The 20350-nt window shown below is 73.0% G+C and carries 19 protein-coding genes; 10 read left to right on the plus strand and 9 right to left on the minus strand.

What is annotated here, in order from left to right; all coding sequences use genetic code 11:
• Positions 1-165: 165 nt before the first annotated feature.
• Entirely contained in the window at positions 166-627 is a 462-nt protein-coding gene (locus ACZ4NT_RS12690; protein ID WP_467725134.1) for a hypothetical protein, read from the minus strand.
• 192 nt (positions 628-819) lie between these two features.
• Positions 820-1536 (minus strand): FCD domain-containing protein, encoded by a 717-nt coding sequence (locus ACZ4NT_RS12695; protein WP_121408410.1) that lies wholly within the window; start codon positions 1534-1536, stop codon positions 820-822.
• A gap of 252 nt (positions 1537-1788) precedes the next feature.
• On the opposite strand from ACZ4NT_RS12695, the gene ACZ4NT_RS12700 reads away from it, so the two are divergent.
• From ACZ4NT_RS12700 to ACZ4NT_RS12715, 4 genes are all read left to right on the plus strand, one after another.
• Positions 1789-3030, plus strand: coding sequence for an aminotransferase class V-fold PLP-dependent enzyme (locus ACZ4NT_RS12700; RefSeq protein ID WP_467725136.1), 1242 nt, complete (start codon positions 1789-1791; stop codon positions 3028-3030).
• Positions 3031-3101: 71 nt separating this feature from the next.
• Positions 3102-4403 (plus strand): ABC transporter substrate-binding protein, encoded by a 1302-nt coding sequence (locus tag ACZ4NT_RS12705; RefSeq protein ID WP_467725138.1) that lies wholly within the window; start codon positions 3102-3104, stop codon positions 4401-4403.
• Positions 4404-4405: 2 nt separating this feature from the next.
• Positions 4406-5410, plus strand: a complete 1005-nt coding sequence (locus ACZ4NT_RS12710; protein WP_467725140.1) for a carbohydrate ABC transporter permease — start codon at positions 4406-4408, stop codon at positions 5408-5410.
• Entirely contained in the window at positions 5407-6243 is an 837-nt protein-coding gene (locus ACZ4NT_RS12715) for a carbohydrate ABC transporter permease (RefSeq protein ID WP_467725142.1), read from the plus strand. Before ACZ4NT_RS12710 ends, ACZ4NT_RS12715 begins: the two co-directional genes overlap by 4 nt.
• Here ACZ4NT_RS12715 and ACZ4NT_RS12720 read toward each other — a convergent pair.
• Positions 6233-6661 (minus strand): DUF6281 family protein, encoded by a 429-nt coding sequence (locus tag ACZ4NT_RS12720; protein WP_467725143.1) that lies wholly within the window; start codon positions 6659-6661, stop codon positions 6233-6235. The genes ACZ4NT_RS12715 and ACZ4NT_RS12720 overlap by 11 nt on opposite strands.
• 217 nt (positions 6662-6878) lie before the next feature.
• Between ACZ4NT_RS12720 and ACZ4NT_RS12725 the strand changes: the two genes are divergently transcribed.
• Positions 6879-7508: a dihydrofolate reductase family protein gene (locus ACZ4NT_RS12725; protein ID WP_467725145.1), complete on the plus strand. Its 630-nt coding sequence runs from the start codon at positions 6879-6881 to the stop codon at positions 7506-7508.
• 54 nt (positions 7509-7562) lie between these two features.
• On the opposite strand, the gene ACZ4NT_RS12730 is transcribed toward ACZ4NT_RS12725, so the two are convergent.
• Entirely contained in the window at positions 7563-7967 is a 405-nt protein-coding gene (locus ACZ4NT_RS12730) for a DUF5997 family protein (RefSeq protein ID WP_121408706.1), read from the minus strand.
• A gap of 58 nt (positions 7968-8025) precedes the next feature.
• On the opposite strand from ACZ4NT_RS12730, the gene ACZ4NT_RS12735 reads away from it, so the two are divergent.
• The gene (locus ACZ4NT_RS12735; RefSeq protein WP_467725146.1) at positions 8026-8787 is read left to right on the plus strand and encodes a LysR substrate-binding domain-containing protein; all 762 of its coding nucleotides are present in this window, start codon (positions 8026-8028) and stop codon (positions 8785-8787) included.
• 543 nt (positions 8788-9330) lie between these two features.
• Here the strand turns inward: ACZ4NT_RS12735 and ACZ4NT_RS12740 are convergent.
• Positions 9331-12477, minus strand: coding sequence for a carboxyl transferase domain-containing protein (locus tag ACZ4NT_RS12740; protein ID WP_467725147.1), 3147 nt, complete (start codon positions 12475-12477; stop codon positions 9331-9333).
• 73 nt (positions 12478-12550) lie between these two features.
• Here ACZ4NT_RS12740 and ACZ4NT_RS12745 point away from each other — a divergent pair, with 73 nt between their 5' ends.
• A complete protein-coding gene (locus ACZ4NT_RS12745; protein ID WP_121408402.1) occupies positions 12551-13216 on the plus strand; it encodes a TetR/AcrR family transcriptional regulator in 666 nt (221 codons plus the stop codon).
• Between the two features lie 84 nt (positions 13217-13300).
• On the plus strand, positions 13301-13933 hold the full coding sequence (locus ACZ4NT_RS12750) for a GNAT family N-acetyltransferase (protein ID WP_467725149.1): 633 nt from the start codon (positions 13301-13303) through the stop codon (positions 13931-13933).
• A 46-nt stretch (positions 13934-13979) separates the two neighbouring features.
• On the opposite strand, the gene ACZ4NT_RS12755 is transcribed toward ACZ4NT_RS12750, so the two are convergent.
• From ACZ4NT_RS12755 to ACZ4NT_RS12765, 3 genes are all read right to left on the minus strand, one after another.
• The gene (locus tag ACZ4NT_RS12755; RefSeq protein ID WP_467725151.1) at positions 13980-14462 is read right to left on the minus strand and encodes an STAS domain-containing protein; all 483 of its coding nucleotides are present in this window, start codon (positions 14460-14462) and stop codon (positions 13980-13982) included.
• 483 nt (positions 14463-14945) lie between these two features.
• The gene (locus tag ACZ4NT_RS12760; RefSeq protein WP_467725152.1) at positions 14946-15650 is read right to left on the minus strand and encodes an HAD family hydrolase; all 705 of its coding nucleotides are present in this window, start codon (positions 15648-15650) and stop codon (positions 14946-14948) included.
• Between the two features lie 147 nt (positions 15651-15797).
• On the minus strand, positions 15798-16274 hold the full coding sequence (locus ACZ4NT_RS12765) for an Lrp/AsnC family transcriptional regulator (RefSeq protein WP_121408399.1): 477 nt from the start codon (positions 16272-16274) through the stop codon (positions 15798-15800).
• Positions 16275-16515: 241 nt separating this feature from the next.
• Here ACZ4NT_RS12765 and ACZ4NT_RS12770 point away from each other — a divergent pair, with 241 nt between their 5' ends.
• Positions 16516-18003, plus strand: coding sequence for an FUSC family protein (locus ACZ4NT_RS12770; RefSeq protein ID WP_467725154.1), 1488 nt, complete (start codon positions 16516-16518; stop codon positions 18001-18003).
• Positions 18004-18173: 170 nt separating this feature from the next.
• A complete protein-coding gene (locus ACZ4NT_RS12775) occupies positions 18174-19214 on the plus strand; it encodes a lactonase family protein (protein ID WP_467725155.1) in 1041 nt (346 codons plus the stop codon).
• A gap of 137 nt (positions 19215-19351) precedes the next feature.
• Here ACZ4NT_RS12775 and ACZ4NT_RS12780 read toward each other — a convergent pair whose 3' ends face one another.
• Positions 19352-20275, minus strand: a complete 924-nt coding sequence (locus tag ACZ4NT_RS12780; protein ID WP_121408396.1) for a hypothetical protein — start codon at positions 20273-20275, stop codon at positions 19352-19354.
• Positions 20276-20350 lie beyond the last annotated feature (75 nt).

Here is a 20350-nt window from a genome sequence, read left to right on the forward strand (position 1 = left end):
CCGCCCCCCCCCCCCCGCCCCCCCCCCCCCCCCCCCCCCCCCCCCCCCCCCCCCCCCCCCTCCCCGCCCCCCCCCCGCCCCCCACCCCGGCCCCCCCCCCCCCCCCCCCCCCCCCCCCCCCCCCTCGACGAGTTCAGCGCCCGACTCGTCGTGGCCGGGGCGGAATCAGTTCCAGAGGGGAAGGGTGACCGTGCGCGCGAACCCGTCCGGCCTGCCGTCGGTGTAGACGAGGTTCATCCGCGTGAAATGGGACAGTCCGGGGTTCTTCTTCCAGTCCTGGGGGCGGTCGAGTCGCACGGTGACGGGGTAGGAGTGGAACTTGCCCGCCGCGCAGTACGGCTTGCAGTCGTTCACCACGTTGAAGCCCCTGCCCACCGCGCGGTTCCCGTCCCACTGCGTCCAGCGCATCGAGGAGAGGCGGCTGTTGCCGTCCCCGCAGGCGAGGATGACCGCGGTGGGGCGCACCTGCGCGCGCGTGAAGCAGTCGACGAGCACCGGGCTGCGCACCTGCCGGGCGGCGGTGTCCGCCGACGGGGGCGAAGCCGCGGGTGCGGCCGCGGCCGTGGCTGTCGCCAGCGACGCGGCGGCACAGAACAAGACCGCCGCCCTGAACGTGTTTCTCGGCATGTCCGCTCCTGACCTGGTGCCACGGGGTCCGCGGGCCCCGCATGGTCCGCCCGGCCGTGCAGGCCGGGCGCGCGGGCTTCCGCCGACTGCGTGGTGCCCGGTCGGCCGTCGTCCCCTGACGACGCTACGACGCCGCCGGCTGATGCACCACCCGCACGGAGCAACCCATTCCGTTTTGCCGCCGGGCTCTCGTCAGGCCGGAGTGCCGGGCGCCGGGTCGTCCTCCTCCTCCACGGGAGGCATGAAGGCGCGCAGCCAGCGTTCGGTCTGGGCGACATGGGCCTCCGCGGCACCGGCCGCGGCCCCCGGGTCGCGGTCGGCGATCGTGGTGGCCATGACGCGATGGTCCTCGTCGCTCTTGCGCCGCATCTCGGGGCCCTCGGGAAGGGTGAACACCTGGTACTTGCGGGAGCGGGCCCGGAAGACCGAGAGCAGGGACGCCAGGGCGGGGTTGCCGGCCGCACTGGCGATCTCGGCGTGGAAACGGTGGTCGAGCTCCGAGGCCTCGGTCGGGTCGTCGGTCGCCTCCATCGCGTCGATGAGCGAGAAGAGCGTCCGCACCGTCTCCGGCGTGCGCCGGGCGGCGGCCTTGGCGGCGACGTGGGCCTCCAGGACCCGCCGGATCTCGTACACCTCCAACAGGCCGGACAGCGGCAGGAGTTCGAGCGTGAGCGACAGGCTGCCGATCACGTCCTCCGGGCGGAGCGGGGAGACATAGGTACCGGAGCCGTGCCGCGGCTCGATCACTCCCAGGGCCGCGAGCATCCGTACGGCCTCGCGCAGCGACCCCCGGGAGACGCCCAGTTCCTCGCAGAGGTCCCCCTCGGGCGGAATGCGCTCACCCGCGACGAGGCGACCCGTCGCGATCATGTGCCGTAGGCCGTGGAACGCCCTGTCGACTGCGGACATCCGACTCCTCCCCTGACGGGCCGGCGGCGTCGCCGAGCCCTCGGTGCACTCTAGCGAGTCCGCGTCAGTCATCAGATGTCCCGCATAAGTCCTCACCAATTCATCTGATGACTTGGGCTGCAAGACCCTTGCGCGGCCGGAAAATGCCGTGCAGGATGCCGAGTCATCATACGTATCCCGGCAACAGTCTGATGTCTCGTGCGGCGCTCCCGTGTCCCGTGCGGCCGTCAGGTCCGGCGGACGAGGAGTCATGTGAGCGAGACCGAGGTCACCACCGCCCCGCGCCCCCTGCTGCTTGCGGACGGCCGGCCCGCCGCTCTGGCGTGGTCGCTGGACCCCGCCATGAAGCACCTGAACCACGGCTCGTTCGGAGCGGTCCCGCTGGTGGCGCAGGAGCGGCAGAACGCACTGCGCGCGGAGATGGACCGATCGCCGGTGGTGTGGTTCCCCGCGCTGCCGCAGCGGATCGCCGCCACCCGGGTCGAACTCGCCGCGTACCTGCGGGTCGCCGCGGACGATCTCGCCCTCGTCCCCAACGCGAGCGCCGGAGTCAGCGTCGTGTTCAACGGTCTGCCGCACCGCCCCGGAGGCGAGATCGTCGTCACCGATCACGGCTACGGAGCCGTCACCATGGGCGCCGAGCGGCTGGCGCGCCGCTGGGGAGGCCGGGTCCGCACCGCGCACGTGCCCCTGGACGCCGACGAGGAACGGGCCTGCGCGGCGGTGGCCGCCGAGCTGACCGAGGCCACCGGCCTCGTCGTCCTCGACCACATCACCTCCGCGACCGCCCGCCGGATGCCGGTGGAACGCATCGGGGCGCACGCGCGCCGGCTCGGCATCCCGCTCCTCGTGGACGGTGCGCACGCCCCGGGCCTCCTCGCGGCTCCCCTCGACGGGCTGACGTGCGACTTCTGGGTCGGCAACCTGCACAAATGGGGCTGCGCGCCGCGCGGCACCGCGGCCCTGGTGGCCCGCGGTGAGCTGCGCGACCGGCTCTTCCCGCTGATCGACTCGTGGGCCGCCGCCGATCCGTTCCCCGACCGCTTCGACCAGCAGGGCACGGTGGACGCCACCGGCTATCTTGCGGCGCCGTCGGCCCTGGACTTCATCGACGGCACCTGGGGCTGGGACACCGCCCGGCGGTACATGGACGACCTGGCCGGCTACGCCGAAGCCGTGGTCGGCGACGCCCTCGCCGAACTGACCGGCGTCCCCGGCACCGTCGACGTCGGCATGCCGGTGCCCGGCATGCGCCTGGTGCGGCTGCCGGCCGGGCTGGCCGCCAGCCGTGTCGAAGCCGACGCCTTGCGCGACCGGGCGGCCGAAGAGCTGGGCGTGGAGACGGCCTTCACCAGCTTCGGCGGCGTGGGTTACCTGCGGCTGTCCGCGCACGTCTACAACACCCCCGCCGACTACGAGTACTTCGCCGAGACCTGTGTCCCCGTCCTCGGTGAATGGGCCCGCGCAGCCCGGACCCGGTCCGACGCGTCGTAGCCGGCGCAGCACCGCCCCCCCGTCCCCGAAGCCGCTGCCAGCGCGGCAGATCCAAGGAAGAGGTCGGCACGATGAAAAGAAGGACGGCAGCCCTGGCCCTCGGTACGGCCGCCACGATGGTCCTGACCGGCTGTTCCGCCATGAGCGGCGGCGACAGCGGCACGGTGACCCTCAACATGGTCGAGAGCCTGACGAACCCCGCCCGCACCAGTCTGCTGAAGGACCTCATAGCGGACTTCGAGCAGCAGAACCCCAAGATCAAGGTCAATCTGATCTCGCCGCCCACCGAGCAGGCCGACCAGAAGATCCAGCAGATGCTCCAGTCGGGCAGTGGTGTCGACACCCTGGAGGTCCGGGACATCACGGTGGGCCCGTGGTCGAACAACGGCTGGCTGTACGACATGAAGAAGGGCCTCACCGGCTGGAAGGGCTGGGACGCCATGACGGAGAACGCCGTCAAGGCGTCCCAGGACACCAAGGGCCGGACGTACTTCGTCCCGTACGGTTTCTACGGGCTGAGCCTCTTCTACCGCTCCGACCTGATCAAGGACGCCGGATTCACCAAGCCGCCGGCCACCTGGCAGGAACTGCTGAAGCAGGCTTCCGCCGTCCACGACCCGGCCGAGCGCCGTTACGGATACGCCTTCCGCGGCGGCGCCAACGCCAACAGCAACGCCACCGCGGCCATCGAGGCGTACGTCGCCGACCGGATCGACCCCGCCGACGGCTTCAAGCTGAAGGACGGCAGTACGATCTTCTCCGCGCCCGAGGCCCTCGACGCCATGGAGACCTACCTCCGGCTCTTCAAGCAGGCGTCCCCGAAGTCGTCCGTCTCCTGGGGCTACCCGGAGATGGTCGAGGGCTTCTCCAACGGGTCGACCGCCTTCCTGCTGCAGGACCCCGAAGTGATCGCCACCGTCTCCGAGTCCAAGGCGATCGGGAAGGACCAGTGGGACACCGCGCCGCTGGTGGCGGGGCCCAGCGGCAAGACCGTGCAGCCGCTGGCCACCGCCGGATGGGGCGTCGCGAGCGGCAGCAAGCACAAGGCCCAGGCGCTCAAGCTCGTCGAGTTCCTCTCCGAGGGCAAGGCGTCGACAACCTTCACGAAGAAGAACAGCCTGGTGCCCATCCTCCAGGCGGCCACCGAGGACCCCTTCTACAAGACCGGCCCGTGGTCCAGCTACGTCACCATGACGGAGCACCCGGAGAAGTACCTCAACGTCAGCCAGCCGCGCGGCGTCCCGTGGTGGACGGAGTGGCAGCAGAAGGCGGACGCCGACATCCAGAAGCTGGTCCTCGGCAAGACGACACCCAAGGAGCTCCTGGCCGGCTGGGACGCGTACTGGACCAAGAAGCGGCAGCAGGAGAACTAGTCATGCCGACCGCGTCCGAAGCGACGAGCACGACACACGTGAGGAAGACGAGGACGGCGGGGCCCTCGGGAAAGGGGGGCCGCCCGCCCGCCCGTGGCGCGGCCCCGGGCCGCCGCAAGCCGGAGTTCACGTCCCGCCGGGGGCTCCTCATCGCCGCCTTCATGGCGCCGGCCGCGGTCTTCGTGGCGGTCTTCACGTACTACCCGATGCTCGCCGGCAGCCAGATGGCCTTCCGCCACTGGAATCTGTCGGATCTCACCGATACCTCCTGGGTGGGCCTGCAGAACTTCCACGACGTCTTCGCCGACCCGGCCTGGGGCACCGTCCTCGGCAACACCGCGGTCTGGGTCTTCGGGTCGATCGTGCCGCAACTGGTGATCGGCTTCGCCCTCGCCCTGTGGCTGCGCCGGAAGTTCCGCTTCCGAGGCCTCTACCAGGCGCTGGTGTTCTTCCCCTGGGCGATCTCCGGGTTCCTCATCGGCATCCTGTTCCGCTGGATGTTCAACAGCGAGTTCGGCGTCGTCAACGACCTGCTGCAGAAGGCCGGCCTGATCGACGAACCGGTCGCCTGGCTCGCCGACCCGAAGACGGCCATGTTCGCCGTCGTGGTCGCCAACGTCTGGTACGGGGTCACGTTTTTCACGATCATGATCCTGGCCGCGCTGCAGTCCATCCCGGACGAGCTGTACGAGGCCTCGGCGCTCGACGGGGCCGGCAAGGTGCGCACCCTGTTCCAGATCACCATTCCCTACATCCGGGTCACGCTCGCGCTGACTGTGCTGCTGCGGGTCATCTGGATCTTCAACTTCCCCGACCTGATCTTCGGGATGACCGGCGGCGGACCCAACAACGAGACGCACATCGTGACCACCTGGATGATCAAGATCACGCAGCAGGGCGACTACGGCAAGGCCTCCGCGCTCGGCCTCGTCGTGGTCGCGACGCTGCTGGTGTTCGCGGTCTTCTTCCTGCTGGCCACCCGTGAGAAGCGAGAGGTGAAGCCGTGATCGGCAAGGAGTCCACGGCCGGACGGGCCGCCAAATTCGCCTTCCTGGGGCTGTGGCTCGTCTTCGCCGTCTTCCCGCTCTACTGGATCACCGTCACCTCGCTCAAGGCCCCCGGCGACATCTTCGCCTTCCCGATCGCCTACTGGCCCGAGCACTTCTCGCTGGAGAACTACAGCGGGCTGTTCGGCAAGGCCGACTTCGGTGTCTATCTCACCAACAGCCTCGTGGTGGCGACCGTCGCGGGCGCGGTCGCCACGGCGATCTCGATGCTGTCGGCGTACGTCCTGGCCCGCTTCGAGTTCCGCACGAAGTCCGCGCTGCTGATGGCCGCCCTGGTCACCCAGATGATCCCGACGTTCATCGCGCTGGGACCCCTCTACCTGCTCATGACCGACCTGAAGATGGTCGACAACCGGCTCGGGCTCATCCTCGTCTACATCGCCGTCTGCATCCCCTTCTGCACGGTGATGCTCCGCGGCTTCTTCGAGAACATCCCGGACGCGTTGGAGGAGGCCGCCATGATCGACGGCCTCTCCCGGTTCGGCGCGCTGTTCCGGGTGCTGCTGCCGGTGATGCGCCCCGGGATCGTGGCCGCGTTCATCTTCAACTTCGTCAACTGCTGGAACGAGCTGTTCCTGTCGGTGACCCTGATGAACAGCGACAGCAACAAGACCGTCCCCACGGCGCTGAACGGGTTCATCTCCAGCTTCAACATCGACTGGGGCTCGATGTCCGCGGCGGCCGTCCTCACCATCCTGCCCACGATGCTCCTCTTCGCCTTCGCCAGCCGCCACATCGTCCAGGGACTCACGTCGGGCGCGGTCAAGGGGTAGGCGAGGCGCCGGGACCGCCGATCAATTCCCTCACCTCCGAAGGGAGTTCACCGCCCCGGCGGACGACGACGAGGCGGACGTCGCCGGGTTCGTCTCCCACGGCGACGGCGATGGCGGGGTCCAGCTCCGCCACGGCGTAGGCGGTCGTGGCGGACCTCGGCACGCCGTCGTCCCCGTCGTTCGGGGTGTCGTCACACGCCGGGACGACCGCCTCGCCGAGCGCTTCCCCGACCGTGAACGGGACGTCGGCCACGTCCTGGTACGTCCGGCCCTCGTACTCGACCAGGAAGGCGCAGGACGACGCGGCCCCACCTCCACCACCGCCGACGCCCGTGCAGGCCACGGCGGACCCGACGACGGCCGTCGCGACCGCCGCCCACACGCCTCTGCCCCGGCTCGCGTGCGGCACCGTTCCCATCGGATGTCCTCCTCCGGGAGCCCCTCGGCTCCCGCTCGGGTGAATGCCGAAGGCCGGGGCCGGGCCCTGCCGCGCCCCCGTCCCGGGCCTTCACCACTACGACGGAGAGGGGGCCGCCTTCGTTCGGCCGGAGGACTTTTCGCGGCGGGTGTCGATGCGGTGTGCCCTCGTTCGACGCAGGGGTGAGAGTGGAAGACAACCGACCGAGGAGCACCTCATGCCCAAGCTGCGTGGACACAACCTCACCGTCTCGGTCGACGGCTTCGCCGCGGGAACGGGGCAACGCCTGGAGGCACCGTTCGGCGACGGCATCGACGGCCTGCACACGTGGATGTTCGACGCCCTGCGGGACCGCGCCGACGGCAAGAAGGGCGTCGACATCGACTGGGTCGAACGGTCCGAGCGCAACATCGGCGCCACCATCATGGGCCGGAACATGTTCGGGCCCCAGCGCGGCCCGTGGGAGGACGCGTCCTGGACGGGCTGGTGGGGCGACAACCCTCCCTTCCACCACGACGTCTTCGTCCTCACGCACCATCTGAGGCCGTCGGTGGCGATGGCGGGCGGAACCACGTTCCACTTCACCGACGAGCCCGTCGACACGGTGCTGCAGCGGGCGTTCGATGCGGCGGGCGGCAGGGACGTACGCGTCGGCGGGGGAGCGGCCACGCTGCAGCAGTACCTGCGGGCCGGTCTGATCGACGAACTGCACCTGGCCGTCGTCCCGCTCCTCGTCGGCCGGGGAGAGCGGCTGCTCGACGACGTAGCGGACGCGATACGCGACTACCGGGTGGCCGAGACGGCCGCCTCACCGGCCGCCGTCCACACGCTCCTGGTCAGGCGCTGACCCGCGGCCCACGCCCGACGAGGCGAACCCTCTCCGCCGGGGCGGGGGAGCGGGTCAGGAACGCGAGCCGCCGGACTCCTTCGCGCGCTCCGCCTTCTTCTCCTTCAGGCGCACGGTCTCCTTGCGGACCTCGGCCTGGGTGGCGCGCTCCCGGCGCAGCCACTCGGGGCTCTCCTGCTTCAGCGCCTCGATCTGCTCCGTGGTCAGTGCCTCGGTGACGCCGCCGCGCGCGAGCCCGGCGATCGAGACGCCGAGCTTCGCCGCGACCACCGGCCGGGGGTGCGGGCCGGTGCGCCGCAGCTCCGTCAGCCACTCCGGCGGATCGGCCTGCAGGGCGCTGAGCTCGGTGCGCGAGACGACACCCTCCTGGAACTCTGCGGGGGTGGCCTCGAGGTACACACCCAGCTTCTTCGCCGCGGTGGCGGGCTTCATGGTCTGGGTGGTCTGGTGCGACGTCATGGTGTCCAGGGTATCGAGCATGTGCGCCCCCTCCGACCACGCCCGGTAGCCTGGCCAGGTGACAGGCTCGGAAGCATCCCCCTCGTTCCGGCTCGCGTATGTCCCGGGAGTGACACCCACCAAGTGGGTGCGGATCTGGAACGAGCGCCTGCCCGGCGTCCCCCTCACCCTCGTCGCGGTGCCCGCCGCCGAAGCGGGCGACCTGTTGCGCGACGGAGGCGCGGACGCCGGGTTCGTCCGGCTGCCGGTCGACGGCACGGACCTCAGCGCGATCCCGCTGTACGCCGAGACGACGGTGGTCGTGGTCCCCAAGGACCACATCGTGGCGGCCGTCGACGAGGTCTCCGCCGAGGACCTGGCCGACGAGCTCGTGCTGCACCCCCTCGACGACGTGCTCGACTGGGAGAGCCTGCCCGGCCGGCCGGCGATCGAGCGACCGGCGACGACCGCGGACGCCGTGGAACTGGTGGCAGCGGGCGTCGGAGTCCTCGTCGTCCCGCAGTCGCTCGCCCGACTGCACCACCGCAAGGACCTCACCTACCGGCCGGTGTCGGACGCCCCCGCATCACGCGTCGCGCTGTCCTGGCCGGAGGAGAAGACCACCGACCTGGTCGAGGACTTCATCGGCATCGTCCGCGGCCGGACCGTCAACAGCTCACGCGGACGGTCCACGGCCCCGGCCGCGACGCCCGCGCAGCCGAAGCGGAAGCAGCCCCCGAAGGGGGACGCCCGCCGCAAGCCCACGGGCGGCAAGAGCCCGCGCGCTGGTTCCGGCGGCGCCAAGGGCGCGAAGCGCGGCAAGCCCCGCCGACGCTCGTAACCGCCCGCCGCGGAAACAACCACCACCCGCCCCCGCCCGCGCGGCGGCTTCGGGAAGCGGTGCACCCCTGTCCGGTCCACCGGCACGGGCCGGCCGTCTCCGGCGAGGCCGTCCCGGGCCGCCCCGGCGGCTGCGCGGAGGCGGTACGCCGCTGGGTGCGCCGCCGGTGACGGCCGGCCGGAGTGAGGTCCCCGGGATCCACCGGGTGGGGTCGCAGCGCGGCGGTCCCGCCGAGGCGGTACGCCCCGCTCCGGGTGCCACCCCCGTGCGCGGCACGGCGCCGTCCCTCGGAGACCGGTACACCCCTGTTCGGGTGGGGGCACCCCGGTGCGCAGTACCACGCCGTACCTCGGAGGCCGGTACGCCTTTGTCCGGGTGGGGCCACGCCGTACCTCGGAGACCGGTACGCCCCCGCCCGGTGGGGCCACCGGGCGCCGTCCGTCGGCTGCGGTGCGGTTGTCGGAGGCGCCTGGGTGCGCCGGGGACCCGCCCGCGGCTCCGCCGAAAACGCTGCCGCCCGTCCCCCTCGGAGGCAAACGGGGCTCACCACGTGTCGACGAAGCCCCGTCCGTCCCGCGGGCGGACACCCTCGTGCCCGTCGAGCGCCGCCAGGATCCACTCCCGCGACCGGGCGGGATCGATCACCGCGTCGATCTCCAGCGCGGCGGCCGCGTTGACCGCCTTGCCGTGTTCGTAGAGCTCGGCGACGCGGGCCTCGAAGGCGCGGCCCCGCTCCTCGGGGTCCTGGATCGCCTCCAGCTCCTTTCGGTAGCCGAGGCGGACGGCGCCTTCGAGGCCCATACCGCCGAACTCGCCGCTCGGCCAGGCGGCCGTGGCCAGCGGAGCGCGGGTGGAGCCGCCCATCATGGCCATCGCGCCGAGCCCGTACGCCTTGCGCAGCACGAGGCAGACGAGGGGCACGCGCAGGTTCGCCCCCGTGACGAAGAGGCGGGCGAAGTGCCGTACCGTCGCGGTGCGTTCGGCGTCGGGGCCGACCATGAAGCCGGGGGTGTCGCAGAGCGAGACGACCGGGAGACCGAAGGCGTCGCAGAGCTGCAGGAAGCGGGCCGCCTTGTCCGCCGCGTCCCGGTCCACGGCGCCGCCGAGATGGGCCGGATTACTGGCCACGAGCCCCAGCGGCCGGCCCTCGATCCGGACCAGGCAGGTCAGCACGCCGACACCGAAGGACGGGCGCAGCTCCAGCACCGAACCGGTGTCCGCCAGCGCCGCCACGGCCGCCCGCATGTCGTACGCGCGCCGTCGGTTCTCCGGTACGGCATGCCGCAGCAACCGCGGGTCCGCCGCCTCCCACTCGTCCTGCGGACCCCCGAAATAGGAGAGGTACCGGCGCGCCACCCGCACGGCCTCCGCCTCGTCCCGCACCGCCACGTCGACGACGCCGTTGGGCACCTGCACCGACAGCGGCCCGACCTCCTCGGGCCGGTACACCCCGAGTCCACCGCCCTCGATCATCGCGGGACCGCCCATGCCGATCGTCGCCTCGGGCGTGGCGATCACGACGTCGCAGCAGCCGAGCAGAGCCGCGTTCCCGGCGAAGCACCGGCCCGAGGCGATGCCGACCAGCGGCACCGAGCCGCTCAGCCGGCCCATCCGGTGGAACGTCGTGATGGTGAGGCCCGCGACGGACGTGGTGTCCGTGTCCCCGGGCCGGCCTCCGCCGCCCTCCGCGAACAGCACCACCGGCAGTCGCCGCTCCTCGGCGATCTCCAGCATCCGGTCGGTCTTGCGGTGGTTCTGGTGCCCCTGCGTCCCCGCCAGGACCGTGTAGTCGTACGACATCGCCACGCACGGCGCACCGTCGACCCGCCCGGTGCCGGTGATCAGGCCGTCGGCCGGGGTGGAGCGGATCAGGTCGTCCAGGGAGCGTCGCCGGCGCTGCGCGGCGATCGCCAGGGCACCGAACTCCGTGAAGGTACCCGCGTCGCAGAGGTCCTCGATGTTCTCGCGGGCGGTCCGGCGGCCGATCGCGCGGCGCTTGGCGACGGCCTCGGGCCGGTGCGCGTCCAGACCGATGTCGTGACGGCGCCGCGCCTCGGCCAGGTCGGGCCGTACCGCGTCCGGATCCACCGTCTCGACCGCCCCGGACTCCGCGGACGCATCGGCGGTCTCGTCCAGCTCGACCAGGGATTCGCCCTCGCGCACCGCGTCGCCCACGCGCGTGCCCAGGGACCGGACGACACCGGAGACCGGGGCACGCACCACGTGCTCCATCTTCATGGCCTCCAGCACCAGCAACTGCTGTCCCGCGCGGACGCGGTCGCCCGGTGCCACGTCGACGCCGACGACCGTGCCGCTCATGGGTGCGACCACGCCCGCGCCGGTGAGCGAGGGGGCCGCCTCCTCGGGAACCAGCTCGGCCAGGTGCTCCTCGACGAAGCCGGTGTGCGCCCAGAACTCCGGCCGCTCCAGAACGGCCCGCAGCAGCGGGATCCCCGTCCGGACACCCTCGACCGCGAACTCGCCCAGCGCCCGCCGGACCCGCTCGCAGGCCGCCGTCGGGCCCTGCGGCGAGACGGCGATCACCTTCGCCAGCAGCGAGTCGTAACGGACACCCACGTCGACTCCGGCCCGGGCGGCCGTGTCGACCCGGACACCGGGCCCGGTCGGCACGTCGAAGCGCGCCAGCCGGCCCGACGAGGGGCGTACCGTCCCGTCCGCCGCCGTCACCTCCGCGTTCACCCGCGCCTGGACCGCGTGCCCGCGCGGCGCCACCGGCTCACCCGCCAGCCCCAGGGACTCCAGTGTTCCGCCCGCCGCCAGCGCCAGTTGTACGGCGACCAGGTCGACGCCCGTCACCTCCTCGGTGACCGTGTGCTCCACCTGGAGACGCGGATTCGCCTCGATGAACCGGAACTCCTCGCCACGAACCAGGAATTCGAAGGTACCGAGCCCCGTGTACCCCACGGCCCGCGCCATCTTCAGGGCGCACGCATGCAGCGACTTCCGTACGCCTGCCGAGAGTCCGGGCGCCGGAGCCATCTCGATCAGCTTCTGATGGCGGCGCTGTGCGCTGCAGTCCCGGTCCCACAGATGCGTGACGGCCCCGGTGGCGTCGCCGACGATCTGCACCTCGATGTGCCGGGCGCCCTCCAGCAGCCGCTCCACGTACAACTCGGCTCGGCCGAAGCCCTGTCGGGCCTCCGAACGGCACCGCTCCCACGCCTCGGCCAGCTCCCCGGCGGAGCGCACGACCCGCAGGCCGCGGCCACCGCCCCCGCCGACCGCCTTGACCATGACCGGCCCGCCCGCGAGGAGCTCCCGCGCCTCCTCCAGGCCGGCGCCACCGACCGTCCCTTCGAGCACCGGCACGCCGAGGTCCACGGCCAGCGCACGCGCGCGTGCCTTGTCGCCGAAGAGGGCCAGTACCTCGGGGGAGGGGCCGACGAAACGGACCCCCCGCTCCAGGCAGCGCCCGGCGAACTCGGCGTCCTCGCTGAGGAATCCGTAACCGGGGTGGAGGAAGTCGCAGCCGCGTGCCGCGGTCAGCACGGCGTCCGCGTCCGGATAGCCGCCGCCGCCCAGCGGCACCGCCTCGTCCGCGTACCGGACATGCAGGTCGTCACCCGGCGCGTACACCGCGACGGTGCGCAACCCGGCTTCGGCCGCGGCCCGCAGGACACGTACGGCGATCTCCCCGCGGTTGGCGACGAGTACGGCGGCAGAACCCATGAGCCCCTCCGGAGACCGTGGTCGGCGTCGCCATGCTCATTGACATTGACGTCAACGTCAATATGCTCGCGGCGTGACAGCCGGAGAACGGGCAGGGCGGCGGCCCTGGGCCACCCGCACCGCCCGCGACCGCACCGACGCCCCCGCGCGGGGCCGCCTCCTCGATGCCGCCGAGACCGTCTTCGCCCGGCTTGGCTACGGACCCGCCACGGTGGCCGACATCACCGCGGAGGCCGAGGTCTCGCGGGCCGGCTTCTACGTGTACTTCGCGTCCAAGGAGGAGGTCTTCCGCGTCCTCGCGGCTCGTGTCAGGGACGCGTTCCTCGCCGCCCAGGACGTGCCCGGCGTCGACGCCGGAGACGCGTACGCCGTCGCCGAGGCCTCCGTCGGCGCCTTCATCGCCGCCTATGCCCGGCACCTGCCGCTCCTTGGCCTGCTGGAGCAGCAGGCCCGGACCGACCCGCTCGTGCGCGAGCTGTGGCGGGAGACCCGCAGGCGACCCGTGCACCGCCACGCGCGCTACATCCGCCGCCTGGCCGCGCAGGGCCGGGCCGCCCCGGTCGTCGAACCGCTCGCCGTCGCCCACGCGGTCGGCAGCATGTGCGTCGAGTTCGCCCGGCTGACCGCCGCGGCCCCCGACACGTACGACAGCGCGGTCCGTGACGTCACCACGATGTACCTTCACCTGCTCGGACTTGAGCCGCCACTCCCGAAGCAGCCGCGTCCCGACGGCACATGAGGGGGGCCGCGCCGGCGGACGGGGCCGATTCCCGTCAGGGGAAAAGGAGTTGTGGGAGCGCTCCCAACTGTGCAGGATGCTGCGGTGACTCCGTCTCCCGCCGTACGCCCGTACCGTCCCGAGGACCGCGCGGCCCTCGAGGACATCTGCGTCCGCACCGCCCACAACGGCGGCGACAGCAGACCCCACTACGAGGATCCCGGGATCTTCCCCGCCACCTTCGCGGTCCCGTACGTCCACTTGGAGCCGGAGCTGGCCTTCGTGCTGGACGACGGGCGGGGCAGTGCGGTGGGTTACGTCCTCGGGGCCGCCGACACCCCTCGTTTCGCGGAGGACTTCCGCACGCGCTGGCTGCCGCTGGTCGCGGACCGCCATCCGCTGCCGCCAGGGGAGCCGGACACGCCGGACGCGGCGATGATCCGACTGCTGCACCACCCCGAGCGGATGGTCGTCCCCGAGGTCGCCGGGTACCCCGCCCACCTGCACATCGACCTGCTCCCCGAGTGGCAGGGGCGCGGCCACGGCCGGGCGCTGATGCGGAAGCTGCTGCAGGCTCTGCGGGACCGTGGGGTGCCGGCCGTGCATCTGGTGATGGTGGCGTCCAACCGGCCGGCCCGGGCGTTCTACGACCGGCTGGGCTTCCACGAGATCGACGTGCCGGACCCCGGCCCGGTCACCTGGCTGGGACGTACGACGGGGGAGCTCGACCGGCTGTGAGTGCCGTTCCGGACGCCGAGGGAGCCCGGAACGGGCGGGCGTCCGCTCACTCGCCTCCGCTGCCCCGGGTGCGCTGCTGCGGAGACGGGCGACGCGGCGGCTGTCCGGGAGTGGGCGTGGCCGGGTCGTCGGCACGGGGCGGCGCCGGAGGCCAGACGGGACGGTGTTCGGCGGGCAGTTCCAGCAGGGCCTGGCCGACCGTGAGCCGGGTGGGCAGCAGCTCCGAACTCCCGGTCTGCGCCAGCAGTTCGGTGAGCCGGCGGCCCGCGCCGGCCAGGACGAGCCGTCCCTGACGACGCTCCAGCAGCCACCGGATGGCCAGCAGGCTGTTGAGCCCTCGGGAGTCGCAGAAGACGAGGGCGGTCACGTCCAGCACGAGATGGCGGTGGCCGGCGTCCACGCTGGCGCCGAGCGTGCGGAGGAAGAGCCCCTCGCAACTCTGGTCGAGTTCGCCGCTGACCCGGAGGACCGCGCAGTCGTCGCAACTGGTGATCTCGGTGATGGTCAGGCGGTGGGTCTGTGTGGACATCGCACCTCCATCCGGCCCTCGTGCGGTGAGCCACTACTACCAGAGCTCTCCTGCACGTCAGTGCTCGTCCGGGCCGGCGAACGATCCGCACGATTCTCCTCAGGCCTCCCCCGTGGGGCTGCCGTGCGGTCCAGGTGCCGTCCGATCGTCACCCGTACGGGTGCGTGTGCCCCGCATTCCGGGCGGTAGCACACGCGCGGGAGCGGCGGAGCCGACCGGTCCGGTGGAGCCGCGCCCCGTCGCGCGGCCCGGACGTGGACCCTAGCGCGCCGGGCGCGCGAACCGGACAGGAATGACGATTCCGGCCCCACTGCGAGGCCCCGAGCAGGGATGACGCGACCGCGAACCCCGACGCCCGCACCGTCGGACCGCACCGCGCACCGCGCACCGGGCGGCGGGCACCGCGCACCACGCGGCGGGCAGCGGAGCGGGTGGCCAGTGGTCGGCGTGACCGGGCCGCCAAGGGCCATCGGCCCTGATACGTCAGGGAGTTCGGGGTGGCCGGGCCGAGCGCACGAGCCAGTCGTGAGCCCCTCGCGCGGTGAACTCGGCCTGGCCGCCGGGGAACAGCAGGCCGGCCGTGGCGAAGGCCGGATCGTCCGCCTGGGCCGCCACGTAGGGGATCGCGATGCAGCGCATTCCGGCCGCGTGCGCGGCGGCCGCGCCCGGGGCCGCGTCCTCCAGCACCACGCAGTCCGCCGGTGACACCCCGAGGCGGCGCGCGGCCTCCAGGAAGACGTCGGGTGCGGGCTTTCCGTGGGCCACCTCGTCGGCCGAGACCACGGTGGTGAGCCACCGGTCCAGGCCCGTGCCGGCCAGGATCGCCTCGATGGCTTCGCGTGTGGAGCCGGAGGCGACGGCCATCGGGACCCCCTCGCCGGCCAGCGTCTCGACGAGCCTCCGCATCTCGGGGAAGACACGCGTGGCGGCGCGGGCCAGTTCGAGATAGCGGCCGTTCTTGTCCGCGAGCAGCACGTCGAGCGGGGCCGTGAGCCCGTACCGCTCCGTCCACAGCCGGAGCGTCTCCCGGGTGCTGATGCCCACGTAGCGCTCGTGGTCCGCCCAGGTGAAGTCGTCGACGCCGTACCCGGCGAGTGTCCGCCGGCCCGCCTCGAAGTAGTTCGGCTCGCTGTCCACCAGGGTGCCGTCGAGGTCGAAGACGACCGAGGTGCCGCCGAGGGTGCTCATGGCCTCCAGCATGCCAAGGCCCGCCCACCCGGTGGAGGCCCGTCGGCCGGGGGTCCGTCCGGACGAAGGGTGCCCGTCCGGGCGTGGCGGTGCCGTTCCTCCCCGATGCCGAGGGCGGCGGAGGCGGCGGGGCGGGTTCCCCTCCGGTCAGTTCGCCGCCGCGCGGCCCATCGACTCGACCAGCGGCAGCAGCCGGTGCGGCACGCGCTCGCGCAGCACCACCTCCGTACGGGTCCGGACGACACCCGGCAGGCTGATCAGGGACTGGATGACGTCCTCCAGGTGCGCGTTGTCACGCGCCACGACCCGGGTCAGCAGATCCCCGCCGCCCGTGATCGAGAAGGCCTCCACGATCTCCGGAACCGCGGCGAGCGCGTCCCCCACGTCGTCGAGGTTGCCCTGGGTGACCTCGACGTGCACGAAGGCGAGGACGGGGTGGCCCAGCGCCGCGGGGGAGAGGGCGGGAGCGGTCCCCGTGATCACCCCGTCCCGCTCCAGGCGGTCGAGGCGGGCCTGCAGCGTGCCCCGGGCGACGCCCAGGATGCGGGCGTACTCACGCACGCTGGTGCGCGGCTGCTCCAGAAGGAGCCGCAGGATGCGGGTGTCGAGTTCGTCCACGGCCATGGTCCGTTGGCCTTCCTGCTGTCACGAGTGATCGGAGATGACTGTACCAATGGCTCAGTGAACGGGCAGCCGGTTGAGCCACTGCCCACCTGGTGTTTACCTTGGTGCCATTGATGGCGCCGCGCAGCGCAGGACAGGCAATGAAGCCGGATCCGTGCCCGCGGCGCCATTCCCATGTCCCGAGGGCTTTCCGAGGGCTGTGTCGATGCGAAGTGGGGGCGGGCTGCCGGCAGTGAAGAAGATGTTCAAGGCTCCGGATCCGGGACTGTTCCGGCTGCGGGTCTCGCTGCGGGCGGTGCTCGGCATCGGCCTCGCCGTGACCGTGTCGGAACTGGCCGGCCTGTCCCTGCCCGCCTCCATCACGGGCGGGCTGGCGGCGCTGCTCGCCCTGTTCACCGTCGGCGACGGCACGGTGCGCGGCCAGGCGGTCACCACCGCACAGCTGCCGGTGGTCGGCTTCCCCGTCCTCGCGGTCGCGACCGCCCTGCACGGAGTGCCGGCACTGCGCGACGCGACCTGGCTCGCGGTGATCTTCTGCGGGGTGTACGCCCGCCGGTGGGGGCCGCGCGGCCACGCGCTCGGGATCTTCGCGTTCATGATGTTCTTCACCACCCAGTTCCTGCACGCCGTGCCCGGTCAGCTGCCGCAGCTGTACGCGGCCGTCGCGCTGTCGCTGGCCGCCTGCTCCGCGGTCCGCTTCGGGTTCTGGTGCATCGAGCGGCGTACCCCGCCGCCCGCCGTACCCGCCCCGCTCGACGGGCGCGGCCTCGACCGCCCGGCCACCCGTCAGGCGTTCCAGGCGACGGCCGCCTGCGCCTTCGCCGTCGCGGCGGGCCCGCTCCTCTCGCACGAGCGCTGGTACTGGGCCGTGGGCACCGCCTGGTGGATCTTCGTCAACACCGCCTCGCGCGGCGAGACGCTCGTACGCGGCTTCCGGCGCGTCGTCGGCACCGTCACGGGGATCGGCGCCGGGCTGCTGATCGCCGTCCCGCTGCACGGTGCCCCGGCCCCCACCGCCTCCCTCGTCGCCGTCTGCGTCTTCGGCATCTTCTACACCGCGGCCCCCTCGTACAGCTGGATGATGTTCTTCGTCACCGTCATGGCGGGACTGCTGTACGGGCTCCTCGGCGTGCTGCACCCGGGGCTGCTCGCCCTGCGGTTCGCCGAGACCGGTGTCGGGGCGCTCGGCGCCGCGCTCGCCGTCGCGCTGATCCTGCCGATCACCACGCACGCGGTCACCGACCGCTGGGTGGAGCGGGCGCTGCACGCGGTGCACGGCAGCACCGCGGCGGCGGCGCGCCGGCTGGCCGGGGACGCGGAGGCGGACCCCGCGCCGCGCGTGGCGGAGCTCGAAGCGCTTCTCGGGCGGGTGCGGATGGCGCTCGCGCCCCTGGTGCACCCGCTGAACCCGCTGCGCGCGCGCAAGGCGCGGGCCCGGCAGGTCCTCGCGCTGCTCGACGACTGCGCCCGCGAGGCGCGCGGACTCGCCGCCGTCGCCGCCGATCCGGACGCCTCGCACGACGCGCGTCTCACCGCGGCGTGCGGGCGCGTCGAGGCGGCGATGGAGACCCTCGTCGGCGCGGTACCGGAGCGTGCCCTGCCGACCCACGCGACCGCCCCGGGACACCACCCCGGCGCCGAGCAGGCGCTCGCCCACCTCCACGGCCTGGAGCGGGCGCTGGCCGCCCTCGCCGCCCCGCTGCGCGGCTCCCGCCTCCTGGGGGCGTGAGGGCTCCGTCTCCCCGGCCCCGACGCCCCCTCGACGGTCGCTCCCGGCATCGAGGGGCCGGGCCGCGGGGTACGGCCTCGACGTGCCGCGGAGAACGCCGGCTTGGTCTAGACCGGTGATCCTCGACTGCTACCGTCGCCCCGGACAGCGCAGAGCGAGAGGGGACGGCAGTGACAGACGGCGTCAGGCGGCAACCACGGGCGTTCATCGGGTCGTTCACGGCCGCGGGAGGTCTCGGTGTCCTCACCGCGGCGGTGGACGAGCAGACCGGCACGCTGACGGTCCTGAGCGCCGTGGACGGCGTACCCGATCCGTCCTATCTCGCGCTGTCGCAGGACGGCGGCACGCTCTACTCCGTCAGCGAGACGGCCGACGGGGCCGTGGCCGCCTACCGCGTGACCGGCGACAACCCGGAACTCATCGGCCCGCCGGTGCGGATCGACGGCAGCGGACCCACGCACCTCAGCCTCCTCGACGGCCACGTCCTGACCGCCAACTACGGCTCCGGCAGCGTCACCGCCGTGCCCGTCCGGCCCGACGGGCGCCTCACCGACACCCCGTCCCATGTGTTCACACACGCGGGCTCGGGACCGCACACCCAGCGCCAGCAGGGCCCGCACGCCCACCAGGTGCAGCCGGACCCCAGCGGCCGGTGGGCGGTGAGCGTCGACCTCGGCACGGACTCCGTGCGGGTGTGCGCGCTGGACGGCGGAACCCTCGCGCTGCACCGGGAGACCGCGCTGCGGCCCGGTTCGGGGCCGCGTCACCTCGCGTTCCATCCGCGCGGCGGCCACGCGTACGTCGTGAACGAACTCGCGCCGACCGTGACCCTCTGCCGCTGGGACGCCGCCGAAGGAGCGCTGCGTCCCTTCGGCGAGACCGCCGTGCTGCCGGGCTCCGCGGACGGCGACGCCTACCCGTCGGGCATCGTCGTCTCGCCCGACGGACGCTTTGTGTGGATCGCCACCCGGGGCGAGGACGTCCTCTCGGTCCTCGCGCTCGACGGCGAGGAGCTCCGACTGGTCGCGACGGTGCCGTGCGGCGGCACCTGGCCGCGCGCCCTCGCCCTCCACCCCTCCGGCCGCTTCCTGTACGTCGCCAACGAACGCTCCGGCGACGTGACCTGGTTCGCGGTCGACCCCGCCACCGGCATGCCGCGCAAGGGTGGATCGATCGAGGCGCCCGCGGCGTCCTGCGTGGTCTTCGGCTGAGCATCCGACCGCTGCCGGCTCGGCCGGCCCAGACGGCGAAGGGCCCGTTTCCCAGGGAAACGGGCCCTTTCGGCGTCCGAGGTGCGGCGGTTCCGGCCGGCCCGCCGCACCCCGTGGGGAGGACCGGCCGGACGGGTTCAGCGGGCCGGGGCGCCCTGCGGCTGCTGCGGGGCGATACCCAGCGCGGTCGTGTACTTGGCCAGCGCGAGCTTGCCGATCGCCGGATACGGGCCGAGCGCCTCGGCGGCGGAGCAGCCCGCCTCCTTGGCGGCGGCGTCGAGCAGCCCGGCGTCCAGTTCGGGGCCGATCAGGTACGGCGCGAGCGCGAGCTGCTGGGAACCGGAGGACCGCAGCTGCTCGGCGATGGCCGCGATTGCGCCCTCCTCGTCGAGGGCCGCCGCCATCACCGGCACCGCGAGGCGCGCGGCGAGCAGCATGCCGGTGATCCCGGCCGCCTGCACGGCCTCCTCGCCGCCCACGGAGGCGAGGATGATGCCGTCCGCGGCGGTCGCCACGGTGAACAGCCGGGCGCGGTCGGCGCGCGCCAGGCCCGCCTCGGACAGGCGCACGTGCAGCGCCTCGGCGAGCAGCGGGTGCGGGCCGAGGACATCGGTCAGGTCGGCCGCGACCCGGCTCTCCATGACCGCCTGGCGGATCCGGCGCAGCAGGGCGTTGTCGGGGCCGGCGAGCAGCGGCACCACGACGGCCACGGGGCCGTCGGGCTCGGCCACGTCCGCCCCGGCGGCGCGCGCCTGCTCGAAGCGGGCGGTGCGCTCCTCGGCGGCACGGCCGAGCACGGACTGCAGCGTGGGGAACTCGGCGTCGTCGCCGTCCAGGTACCCGATGCGGGCGTCGAGGCCGGGGAGCTCGGAGCGGGCGATGCTCACGACCTCCTCGGCGAGGCTGCGCGTGGCGGCACTGGGAGTGCCCGGCAGCGCGAGGACGAGCGCGGGCGCGCCCTCGGGAGCCGCCAGGGGTTCCGGGCGGCGGTGCCGCCCGGGCTGGCGGGGTCGCGGCATTCGTACAGGCAGGCCGGACGCGGGCCCAGTGGAGGAGCTCATGGCGCCGCATGTTACTGGCTTCCTGGGCTCCCCTGTTCGGGGAGGGTGCAGGTGAGCGGTATCCGTCCGGTTTTG

The organism is Streptomyces sp. NPDC026417 (assembly GCF_055567695.1).